General features: G+C 46.1%; 10 protein-coding genes. 8 read left to right on the top strand and 2 right to left on the bottom strand.

What is annotated here, in order from left to right:
• Positions 1-39: 39 nt before the first annotated feature.
• The 5 genes from CKK33_RS03300 (at position 40) to gltX (ending at position 5280) form a co-directional block, all read left to right on the top strand.
• Positions 40-975: an alpha-E domain-containing protein gene (locus tag CKK33_RS03300; RefSeq protein WP_095702742.1), complete on the top strand. Its 936-nt coding sequence runs from the start codon at positions 40-42 to the stop codon at positions 973-975.
• Positions 976-1034: 59 nt separating this feature from the next.
• Positions 1035-2009: a transglutaminase family protein gene (locus CKK33_RS03295; protein ID WP_095702741.1), complete on the top strand. Its 975-nt coding sequence runs from the start codon at positions 1035-1037 to the stop codon at positions 2007-2009.
• A 96-nt stretch (positions 2010-2105) separates the two neighbouring features.
• Positions 2106-2846 (top strand): peptidase, encoded by a 741-nt coding sequence (locus CKK33_RS03290; RefSeq protein WP_095702740.1) that lies wholly within the window; start codon positions 2106-2108, stop codon positions 2844-2846.
• Positions 2836-3684 carry a transglutaminase family protein gene (locus tag CKK33_RS03285; protein ID WP_095702739.1) on the top strand — a complete coding sequence of 283 codons (849 nt, stop codon included), beginning with the start codon at positions 2836-2838 and terminating at the stop codon, positions 3682-3684. Before CKK33_RS03290 ends, CKK33_RS03285 begins: the two co-directional genes overlap by 11 nt.
• 75 nt (positions 3685-3759) lie before the next feature.
• Positions 3760-5280 (top strand): glutamate--tRNA ligase, encoded by a 1521-nt coding sequence (gene gltX / locus CKK33_RS03280; RefSeq protein ID WP_095702738.1) that lies wholly within the window; start codon positions 3760-3762, stop codon positions 5278-5280.
• A 105-nt stretch (positions 5281-5385) separates the two neighbouring features.
• On the opposite strand, the gene ffh is transcribed toward gltX, so the two are convergent.
• Positions 5386-6714 (bottom strand): signal recognition particle protein, encoded by a 1329-nt coding sequence (gene ffh, locus CKK33_RS03275; RefSeq protein WP_095702737.1) that lies wholly within the window; start codon positions 6712-6714, stop codon positions 5386-5388.
• Positions 6715-7108: 394 nt separating this feature from the next.
• The gene (locus tag CKK33_RS03270) at positions 7109-8194 is read right to left on the bottom strand and encodes a S41 family peptidase (RefSeq protein ID WP_095702736.1); all 1086 of its coding nucleotides are present in this window, start codon (positions 8192-8194) and stop codon (positions 7109-7111) included.
• A gap of 124 nt (positions 8195-8318) precedes the next feature.
• Here CKK33_RS03270 and aspS point away from each other — a divergent pair, with 124 nt between their 5' ends.
• The 3 genes from aspS to CKK33_RS03255 all read left to right on the top strand — a co-directional run bounded on the left by aspS (position 8319) and on the right by CKK33_RS03255 (position 11928).
• Positions 8319-10073, top strand: coding sequence for an aspartate--tRNA ligase (gene aspS / locus CKK33_RS03265; RefSeq protein WP_095702735.1), 1755 nt, complete (start codon positions 8319-8321; stop codon positions 10071-10073).
• Positions 10074-10093: 20 nt separating this feature from the next.
• Positions 10094-10564, top strand: a complete 471-nt coding sequence (locus tag CKK33_RS03260) for an FKBP-type peptidyl-prolyl cis-trans isomerase (protein ID WP_095702734.1) — start codon at positions 10094-10096, stop codon at positions 10562-10564.
• Between the two features lie 152 nt (positions 10565-10716).
• Positions 10717-11928: a serine hydrolase gene (locus tag CKK33_RS03255; RefSeq protein WP_095702733.1), complete on the top strand. Its 1212-nt coding sequence runs from the start codon at positions 10717-10719 to the stop codon at positions 11926-11928.
• Positions 11929-12000: the final 72 nt, after the last annotated feature.

Below are 12000 nucleotides of genomic sequence, written 5' to 3'. Positions count from 1 at the left end.
TTACATTCCGTATTCGGTGTTCATTATTATAAAAAATGAATGTTAAGTAGAGTTGCAGCAAGTTTTTATTGGTTAAGCCGCTACATTGAGCGGAGCGATGGTATTTTGAGAATGCTGAAAACCAACTATGCCTCATCGCAGGATTCTATTGCTGGTTTTAGCTGGGAGCCGGTGATGCGTATTTTTTCAGGTGCCGATACCGATCTTATTCGTTCGTTAGGTAATGAGAGCCGTTCCGTATTAAAATTTATGGTGAACGAACGCGATAACCCCAACTCTATAATCAACCTGATCACGTTGGCGCGCGAGAACGCCCGTAGTGTACAGGAGCACATCCCCAAAGACCTTTGGCAGTGCATAAACGAGTACTACCATACAGTAAAAGAGCCACGCATTGCCACCGGTTTAAGAAAAGACGATCCAATAGGCATATTAGATGTACTGATAAAGGAAGTCATGTTATACTATGGCACTGCGGAGATCACGATGGAGCGGGGGCAGGCACGCAGTTTCATGAACATTGGCAAATACCTGGAACGCGCTATACAGTCTATAGATATATTGGATGTGAAGTTTGGCCCCATTAATACCAACCCCGACCTGCTGCTGGACATTACCTACTGGAAACACCTTTTGCAATCCATCGGTGGGTATGAGTTGTATCAGAAAACCTACAGAGATGGGCTGGAAGCGCATAATGTGATTGAGCAGGTAATTCTGAATAATGACTTTCCGCGATCGGCCATCTATTCTGTAAATAACATTCAGCGGTATTTTGACAGGCTGAAGAACAACAGCAACGTAAACGATTATCGCGAGATATCCTTCCAGATTGGTAAGCTGCAAAGCAATATCAAATACAGTTCGGTAAAAAGCATCAGCCAGATAGGCTTGCACCAATATTTGACCGGCCTGCGCGACGACCTGTACAAAATAGGCAATTCACTCAATGGCTATTACTTTGCCAACTCATAGAAACTGATTTGAAATTTGGAGACGAGGCACCCCTATTCTCCAACTAATACATAAGCATAATGCCCGAATTTAAAATACAGCATATTACCAGGTACACTTATGATGGTTATGTGCGCGACAGCGCCAATAAGATTATCCTGTATCCTATTAATGATGTTTATCAGGAGGTGCTTAAGCATGATCTGTTTGTAACGGGCCACCCGCAGATAGATACTTATATTGATTATTATGGCAACCAGGTAGGTAGTTTTACCTATACCGAGTCGCATAATTCACTGGTAATCAATTCGCAATTGTCGGTAATTACTCACCCCCGCCCCTTACCTGTTGATACCATGTTCTCATCAGAAATATGGCAAGAACTATACAACATGCGCTATATAGTGCCTTATATAGATTTTTTAAAGCAGGAGTATTTTGAAGGGCTTAGCGAGTTGAAACCTATTGTAGAGGCTGAGCGCAAAGCGGAAGATACACCCTATCATACGGCGCTTAACTTTAGCAATTATGTCTACAGGAACTTCGACTATATTAAGGGCGTAACCACGGTTGAAACCACGCTGGATGAAATATGGAAGATACGCGCCGGTGTTTGCCAGGATTTTGCCCACCTGCTAATGGTGATGCTGCGTTATGTAGGCATACCGGCAAGGTATGTTAGCGGGTATATTTGCCCTAATAAGGATGGTATGCGCGGCGAAGGCGCAACTCACGCCTGGGCGGAGGCTTACCTACCCGGTTATGGCTGGTTAGGTATCGACCCAACTAATAATTGCATTGCCAACGAGAACCACGTGCGGCTGGCCGTTGGGCGTAACTTTAGCGATTGCTCTCCGGTAAAAGGAGTATACAAAGGCAGCGCGGGCCACAAGCTGGAAGTATCCGTATCTGTTGGCCACGAGGACGGGCAGGTTCATGAAGAAAAGGATATATTTACATCGTCAGTAAATCCTGCACCAGCGCAAAGCATGCCTCGCAACAGCTATGCAAGGTACATGGAGATGATACAACAACAGCAACAACAGCAGCAGTAATAAATTACAGACACAAGAACCAAGAGTCAGGAATCAAGACTGAGTTAAAAGCCTTTTTCTTGAATCTTGATTCTTGTTTCTTGACTCTTATCAATTATGACTTATTGTTTAGGAATAAAGGTAAAAGAGGGCCTGGTGGCGCTTGCCGATACCAGGATCACATCGGGTTTAGAAACAACCAATAAGAAAAAGCTGACCATCGTACAAAAAGACGGCGGCTCCATGTTCATCATGACCAGTGGCCTGCGTTCTGTTCGGGATAAGGCGGTGGTTTATTTTAATGAGCTAACGCATACACAAACTTTTGATAAACTTTTCCAGGCGGTAAATGCCTTTGGTGAGCAAATACGCCGCGTAGCCCTTGAGGACAAAGAGACCCTCGAAAAAGCAGGCTTTAAGTTTGATCTGAATACCATTATCGGCGGCCAGCTTAAAGGTGATGAAGACCATAAGCTATTTTTACTTTACCCCGAAGGAAACTGGGTAGAGTTGGGCGAAGGTGCACCTTTTGTAGCTATAGGTAATTCAGGCCAGGGCAAGGCCATCCTCAACCGTACAATTGATGAGAACTCCAGCATGCACCTGGCGCTTAAAGCCGCCTTCCTGTCGTTCGATTCTACCCGGGTAAGCAGCAATAATGTTGATTTTCCGATAGATATTGCATTGTATAAAAAGGGTACCTTTGAACTGGTGGAACAACGCTATACACAACGCGATCTGGCCGATATATCTATGCAGTGGGACGATGAACTAAAAGCCGCGCTCAATAATATATCGGGCGATTGGATGGAAAAAGCTTTTGCCAAATTACCCGCAGATAACAATAATGAAATTTAAGGTATCGGCCCGGCTGGGCTACCAGGCAAACTCTGCCGGGACTATTATATTAAACATTCACGCGCTTAAAACTTCCGGGCAATTGATATCGGATGAAGTTTTTACCATAACGCCTGATTCCTCCGGCGAAGAACTAACCATTCCTGATACAGACAACCGTTTTGTCCGTATAGATATACCGGGGCCTGGCGACTACCAGATCATGTACGACGCCATAGCGGAAAACGCCTTTGAAGTATACCATTTTAAGAACTATACCGACATAAGCATTAGCCACTTAGAGCCGGCAGTGCTCATGTACCTTAACCCAAGCCGTTATTGCCAGTCGGACAAGTTGTACCGCCTGGCCGAAAACGAATTTGGTAATCTGGCCAACAATTATAATAAGGCGGTTGCCATCACCAAATGGATACATAACCATGTGGAGTATTTGAGCGGCAGCACTACATCCGAAACTTCAGCTTATGATACGGTGGCCCAGCAGGCCGGCGTTTGTCGCGATTTTGCACATTTGGGTATTGCGCTATGCCGTGCGCTATCTATACCGGCACGTTATTTTACAGGATACTCCTACATGCTCATCCCACAGGATTTTCATGCCTGCTTTGAGGCTTACATTGGAGGGCGCTGGTTACTTTTTGATGCTACCCGGTTATCACCATTAAATGGTTTTGTAAAAATAGCCACAGGGCGCGATGCTGCCGATACTTCCATAGCAAGTATGTTTGGCGATATCATAAACACCAGTACAGAAGTAAACTGCCAACTGGCCGGCGAGGATGATTTTAAGCCCGTTTATCATTATCCATCTGTTTATGATGGGGTAGCGTACAATTAGCCAACCATCACTATACCATCACATTTAATATCATTCTTACAGGTTTAAGGCAAATAGGCTTATCTTTGCCCCGCAATGTCAGATAAAAAAGTTAGAGTCCGTTTTGCGCCGAGCCCTACAGGTGGTTTGCACCTTGGCGGTGTGCGCACCGTTTTATTCAATTACCTGTTTGCCAAAAAACACGGTGGCGATTTTGTTTTACGTATAGAGGATACCGATCAAACCCGCTATGTAGATGGCGCGGAGCAGTACATTATGGACTGCCTTAAATGGTGCGGCCTCACGCCTGATGAAAGCCCGCTGGTGGGTGGTCCCTTTGCCCCTTACCGCCAAAGCGAACGTAAACCGCTGTACCGGGAATATGCAGAGCGCCTGGTAGAGAATGGACATGCTTATTACGCTTTTGATACATCGGAAGAATTGGAGCAAAAACGTAAAGATATCCCTAACTTCCAGTATGGGCATGCTTATCGCCATGAGATGCGCAACTCACTGAGCCTGCCCTTACATGAGGTAGAAAAATTACTGCATGATGGTACCCCGCATGTTATTCGCATAAAAATGCCGGAAGACCAAAACATAGGGTTTGACGATATGATACGCGGCTATGTGAACTTTGACAGTAACCTGGTTGATGATAAGGTACTGCTTAAAGCCGATGGCATGCCAACCTATCACTTAGCGGTGGTGGTTGACGATTACCTGATGAAAATTACCCACGCTTTTCGTGGCGAAGAGTGGCTGCCAAGCGCTCCTGTACACATCCTGCTTTGGAAGGTATTGGGTTGGGAGGCCGATATGCCCGCATGGGCGCACTTGCCATTGATATTAAAACCCGATGGACACGGCAAATTAAGCAAGCGCGATGGCGCGCGCTTGGGTTTCCCGGTATATGCCATGAACTGGCAGGACAATAAAACCGGCGAATTAACGCCCGGTTTCCGCGAGTTAGGTTTTTTACCGGAGGCCTTCCTGAACCTGCTGGCCATGTTAGGTTGGAATGATGGCACCGATCAGGAGATCTTCTCATTGAATGAACTGATAGAAAAATTCTCGATCGATCGCATCAGCAAGGCCGGTGCTAAGTTCGATTTTGAGAAAGCCAAATGGTATAACGCCGAGTGGATCAAAAGATCTGATGCGGAAAACCTGAAGTTAAAAGTTTGGGAGGTACTGAAAGCTAAAGGCATCGTGATAAAAGATGAAGCGTATTTGCTGAAAGTGATAGACGTTGTTAAAGAGCGATGCGTACTGATATATGATTTCTATCAGCAATCGGCATACTTTTTCCGGCAACCGGCAGAGTATGACCTGAATGCTGTTAAACCAAAATGGACGGATGCCAAAACCGATTTTTTCAATGCGTTCATTAGTATATTAAGCTCTCCTGAAACGTATGATGCCGCAGCGCTTGAAGCTAAATTTAAAGCCCTGGCAGAAGAAAAAGGCCTGAAAGCCGGTGATGTGATGCTGCCTTTCCGCATTATGCTTGTGGGTGGCAAATTTGGCCCGCATGTGTTCGACATAGCCAAACTGCTTGGTGAAAGCGAAACCATCATCCGTATTGAAAAGGCGCTGGAAGCTTTTAATGCGTAGATAGCTACTGTACTAAAGATAATTGATGATAATAATAAAGCCCGGATATTTTATCCGGGCTTTATTATTTGCTCTCCAACTCCCCCCTCAGGGGGCTGGAGGGTATTACATTTTTGGCATCCTGCGCATCATTTGCGCCATGGCGGCAGGGTTGCTCATTTGCTTCATTACTTTGCGCATATCCTCAAACTGCTTCATCAGGCGGTTTACCTCGTTGATATCGGTACCCGAGCCTTTTGCAATACGCTGGCGCCGGCTTTGGTTGATCAGATCAGGGTTTTCCTTCTCCTTCGGCGTCATGGATTGAATAATGGCCTCAATGCCTTTAAATGCGTCGTCGCTCACTTCTACATCCTTCATCATTTTGCCTACACCCGGTATCATGCCCATCAAATCCTTCATGTTACCCATTTTCTTGATCTGCTGTATCTGGCCGTAAAAGTCGTTAAAGTCAAACTTGTTCTTGCGTATCTTTTTTTGGAGTTCGGCAGCTTCTTTTTCGTCGAATTGCTGTTGCGCACGTTCTACTAATGATACCACGTCGCCCATGCCCAGGATACGCGATGCCATACGGTCAGGGTGGAAAACATCCAGTGCTTCCATCTTCTCGCCAGTACCAATAAACTTGATAGGCTTGTTTACCACCGATTTAATAGACAGCGCGGCACCACCACGGGTGTCACCATCCAGCTTGGTTAACACCACACCGGTAAAATCCAAACGATCATTGAATACCTTAGCGGTATTCACGGCATCCTGGCCGGTCATGGAATCCACCACGAACAAGATCTCATGCGGATTCGTAGCAGCCTTAACATTTTCGATCTCCACCATCATGGCCTCATCAATAGCCAAACGACCGGCGGTATCAATGATCACTACGTTGTTGCCATTTTGTTTAGCCTGGGCAATACCTTCTTTAGCAATAGCTATAGGATCGTTGCTTTCGCGGTTAGCATAAACGGGTATGCCTATCTGTTGTCCCAATACTTCCAGTTGGTCTATCGCTGCGGGGCGGTAAACGTCATCAGCTACCAGTAAGGGCTTTTTGTTTTTTTGTGTTTTAAGGAAGTTCGCCAGTTTACCGGTGAAGGTAGTTTTACCCGCACCGTTCAAACCCGCTATCAGGATAATGGTTGGCGATGCTTTGAGGTCCAGCTCTGATGTGGTGCCACCCATTAAGGCGGTCAACTCATCATTCATGAGCTTGGTAAGCAACTGGCCCGGCGAAATGGTAGTTAATACGTTTTCGCCCAATGCTTTTTGCCTTACATCATCTGTAAATGCTTTGGCGGTTTTATAGTTTACGTCGGCATCCAGAAGGGCTTTGCGTATCTCCTTCATGGTCTCGGCCACGTTAATTTCAGTGATTGATCCCTGTCCCTTTAGTACCTTAAAGGCCCTGTCCAGCTTATCCGAAAGATTTTCAAACATTATTATTCCTAATTTTTGAGGTTACAAAGGTAAGATTTTGACGCAATTAGACAGCATCAACCCGCTCATCATTCGGCTAAAATAAGTAGGGCTCCGTTGGTATGCTGTTTACTATTGATATGGTACCGGTAATGCCGTACAAACATGCGGGGAAAGATGGATAAATTTTTAGCCGTATACTTCCATATTTTCAAGCGTTCCACCAGGAGATAATACCTGCGCGGAACAAACGGAACATTTTGACATACAATTGGTTAGCGTAGCGGCAAGTGCGCCGGAAAGCTTTAAATATAGTAGCTAAGCCACTGAATGAGCGTTACTTATCCACTTTAGCCATGCGTTCCATGCGGAACGCTTTTGGAAACTAAAACGGAACAAAATGGAACGCCGGTAATTACTTCATTGATTGCTTTAAAGCAGCCAGTGCAGCGTCCACCACCGGGTCGGTGCCGGTTAGCAAGTTACTCCGGCTGTTTAAGACCTGTACATCCACCGGTATGCCTATACCTTCGTAGCCAATCATTTTGGGCGAATAATAGCGCTGATTGGAAAGCGTTAACTCCCATCCGTTGGGTAACTCCGCGCTGTACATGTCTGATAAATTACCCTCCGTATGCGAGCCAACCGTTTTCACCTGTGGCAGCTGTTTCATGGCAAGGGTAAAAATCTCGGCGGCGCTCACGGTTTTATCATTCGTAAGCACTATTACCGGCTTTTCAAAAGCGTAATTGCCCTTAGGCTTGATCATCCATTTTTGCAGCCTGGTGTAGCGGTTGGTTTTAGCAATGCGCTCCTGTTTATAGTGCCCCACTACCGGCTTCGCGGTAAAGCGACCGGCCACTTCGTAGCTAAACTTATCATCGCCGCCAATGTTAGCGCGCACATCAACTATCATGGCTTTCAGGTCTTTGCATTGGGCCATCAGTGAATCCAGCACCGCTGTTTCAAAATTTTTCTCGTCCAGCTCCCCGTCGGTTATCCTGGCAAAGCAGCGGCTAAAACGCAGGTAACCAATATCTGCCCGGCGGGTAAAATAAAACAGGTGCTTGCCCTTAAATACCGATCCGTAGCCTTTAACCTCATCAAATCCTTTGGCTTTAAGCGAAGCGTCAACCATTTTCCAGAAAACGGTTCTTATGCTATCATTATAAAACTCTGTAGCAAACTGCGATGGCCCGGCGGCATTAAACTTCCTTTTGTTTTTAGCATCGGTTAGGCTCACGTGTGAGTCGGCAAGCGGTTTCAGCATTCGGCTCATCACGCTAAACAGGCTATCGTTGGTCATGCCTTTTTCAACCGCTGGCCGGTTTTTTATATATGATGCCTTCCAGTTAACATGGTGTATATCAAAAAAGGCGTAACGGTCTGCAAATACCCGGTAAAAGGCATCAAAGTTCTTGAGTTGTTCTGTTTGGGCCTTTAAACTTACATGGGTAGCTAATAAAATAAACAGCAGCAGATAGGGTTTGGCGATTTTCATTGGCTTTATAAAACTATTTGATTTTTCAGGGCAATAATAGTTACACCTATTTTACCCCTTTTTTCTTAATGCTTTAACCTTTAACCTCAAAACAGTACTTTTGCGGGATTCAGAATTTTACGTTATGCTAAGAACACACACTTGCGGACAATTAACTATTGCCAATTTAGGTGAAGCCGTTACACTTTGCGGTTGGGTACAAAAATCACGCGATCTGGGTGGTACTACCTTTATTGATGTGCGCGACCGTTATGGTTTAACTCAGCTGGTTTTTAATACCGAAACCGATGAGCAACTGCGTGAAGCCGGCCGCAACCTGGGCCGCGAGTTTGTGATCAAAGTAACCGGTAAGGTTTTAGAACGTTCTAACAAGAACCTGAAAATACCTACCGGCGAAATAGAAATAGCGGTTTCCGAACTTGAAGTATTGAACGCGGCTAAAATTCCGCCGTTTTTAATTGAGGATGAAACCGATGGCGGCGAAGAACTGCGCGCCAGGTACCGCTATCTGGACCTGCGCCGTAACCCTATCCGTAACAACCTGGTTTTGCGCAGCAAAATGGCGCAGGAAGTACGTAAATATCTATCTGATTTGGATTTTATCGAGGTAGAAACACCGGTACTGATCAAATCGACCCCGGAAGGTGCCCGCGACTTTGTGGTGCCGAGCCGCATGAACCCGGGAGAGTTTTATGCCCTGCCGCAATCGCCCCAAACCTTTAAGCAGCTGCTGATGGTGAGCGGTTTCGACCGTTATTTCCAGATCGTTAAATGCTTTAGGGACGAGGACCTGCGTGCCGACCGCCAGCCGGAGTTTACGCAGATAGACTGTGAGCTATCTTTTGTGACGCAGGAAGATATCCTGAATATATTTGAAGGCTTAACCCGCCACCTTTTCCGCACCGTTAAAGGGATTGAACTGAACGAGTTCCCGCGCATGAACTATGCCGACGCGGCGCGTTTGTATGGGTCCGACAAGCCTGACACCCGCTTTGGGATGCAGTTTGTTGAACTGAATGATATTGCGAAAGGCAAAGGCTTTGGCGTATTTGATAATGCCGAACTGGTTGTGGGCATCAACGCGAAAGGTTGTGCTGGCTATACCCGCAAGCAATTGGATGAACTGACCGACTTTGTTAAACGCCCTCAAATTGGTGCTACCGGCCTAATTTACGCCCGCCACAATGAGGATGGTACCATTAAATCATCAGTAGATAAATTCTTTAACGAGGAAGAACTGGCCAAGTGGTCTGCCGCTTTTGAAACCGAAAAAGGCGACCTGATCTTGATCCTGGCCGGACAGACTGATAAAGTACGTAAACAGCTGAACGAGCTTCGCCTGGAAATGGGTGGCCGTTTGGGCTTACGCGATAAAAACAAGTTTTCGCCGCTGTGGGTGGTTGATTTCCCGCTGCTGGAGTGGGATGAGGAAAGTGAGCGTTACCACGCTATGCACCATCCTTTCACCTCGCCTAAACCGGAGGATATTGCCCTGTTAGATACCAAGCCTGGCGAAGTACGCGCGAATGCCTATGACCTGGTGATCAACGGTACCGAAATTGGTGGCGGCTCTATCCGTATACATGACCGTGAACTGCAATCGCTCATGTTCAAACACCTTGGTTTCTCTAAGGAAGAAGCGCAAAAACAATTCGGCTTCCTGATGGATGCCTTTGAGTACGGCGCTCCGCCACATGGTGGCATCGCCTTCGGGTTCGACAGGTTAGCATCGATCTTCGCTGGTCTGGATTCTATCCGCGATGTGATCGCTTTCCCTAAGAACAACTCGGGACGCGATATCATGATCGATTCGCCATCAACCATAGCAGAGGCGCAGATGAATGAATTAAAAATCGCGTCGACTGTATCACCTGAGTAAATTATTGCGTTAAAGATATCATGAAAAGATACTTACTCATTTTAAGCCTGTTTGTGGCTGTTTTGGCATCGTGCTCAAAAGACAATTCAACACAATTTGATGCTGCCGCGCAGGCCGCTAAAGATGAAGCGGATATACAGCTGTATATTAAAGCCCATCCCGAAATTAGCGTTACTAAAGATGCCAACGGTGTATATTATCAGGTAATTAAGGAGGGAACAGGCGTTAACGCTACTATCAACAATACCGTAACGGTAAATTATGTAGGTACGCTGCTATCCGGTGCTCAGTTTGATGCGAATAATGGTGTAAGTTTCCCGCTATCGGGTGTTATTGCCGGTTGGCAGTACGGTATACCGCATGTTAAGGCTGGTGGCCGTATATTCCTTATCGTACCATCGGCTCTTGGTTATGGTAACAGGGCGGCAAGCGATAAACTACCTGCCAATTCTGTATTGGTATTTACCGTTGATGTACTGAGTGTAAAATAACCTCATCGTATACGTTTGATATATTAAAAAGCGCCCCGCAAGGGCGCTTTTGCATTTAATTAACATTGTTGAAACATTAATCCTTATTTAATCTTTTTGCAGTTATATAATTTTTAATTTTCGCCTTTCGTTTTTGTGATTGATTAATACCTATGAGACAAGTGTGCACTGCTGTCATTTCCATCGCTATATCCCTGCTTTCTTTAGCTTCCTGCTCATCAAATCCCGGCCACAATAAAAATGGCGAGGCGGATAATGGCAAACCCTTTAACCCCACCGAGATATTAAAGTACGACCCTCAAAAAGGCGATAAAAAGATAGAGGAGTTTATGGAGCACCTGCATAAGGTGAGCGGTTTTAACGGCAATGTGCTGGTAGCTAAAAAAGGTAAGATCATTTATGAAGGATCTTTCGGCTGGGCCAACCACCTTACCCGCGACAGCCTGAAGCTGAGCTCGCAGTTTGAGCTGGCATCGGTTACCAAAACCATGACCGGTACTGCCATTATGCAGCTATGGGAGCGCGGCAAAATTAAGCTTGACCAGGACGTACGCGATTTCTTTCCGGATTTCCCTTACGAAGGGGTTACCATACGCCTGCTGCTTACCCACCGCAGCGGCATGATGAACTATGTGTACTTTGTTGATAACATCTACCGCACGCAGCACCTCAACCAGAAAAAAGGCCTTACTAACAAGGAGGCTATGGAAATGATTGCCAAGTACAAACCCGCCCGGTTTAATAAACCTAACGCCAGCTTTTTGTACAACAACAGCAATTTTATGGTACTGGGCGCTATTATTGAAAAAGTTACCGGACAAAGTTATGCCGATTACATGAAAGAGAACATCTTTAAACCTGCAGGCATGGCGCATACCGCCGTGTACTCAAAAGCGGTTTATGATAAAATACCGGTTGACGTAGTAGGGCACGACCGTAACAGCTGGCGTTATTCGGTAGCGCAGAATTTCCTGGACGGGCCGGTAGGCGATAAAGGCATATACAGTACCGTTGGCGACCTGTTTGTGTTTGACCAGGCGCTTAAGGCGGGCAAGCTCATTAAGCCAGCTACGCAGGATTCGGCCTATACCGCCCACAACCCCATGATACGCGGGCACTTTAGCTACGGCTACGGCTGGCGTATATTTGAGGCGCCGGGCCAGAAGGTGGTATACCACACCGGCTGGTGGCATGGTTTCCGCCATATATTTTTACGCGACCTTAAAAACGATGTAACCATTGTTTTGTTAGGCAATATGGTAAACGGTAGCCTGCTGCACCTGGACGATCTGTTTAAAATGACAGGCATGCCAATTGTACGCAAAGGCGCCTATACCGGCAACGGGGATACGGCAGAGGATTAGCAACCCCCCAGCCCCCTGAAGGGGGAGCAGAATAGGAATGGATAACAATTAACTCATAATATTAACTTTTAT

Source organism: Mucilaginibacter sp. MD40 (genome assembly GCF_002288635.1).
Taxonomy (GTDB): Bacteria; Bacteroidota; Bacteroidia; order Sphingobacteriales; family Sphingobacteriaceae; genus Mucilaginibacter.
This window is presented reverse-complemented; position numbering and strand designations above follow the sequence as displayed.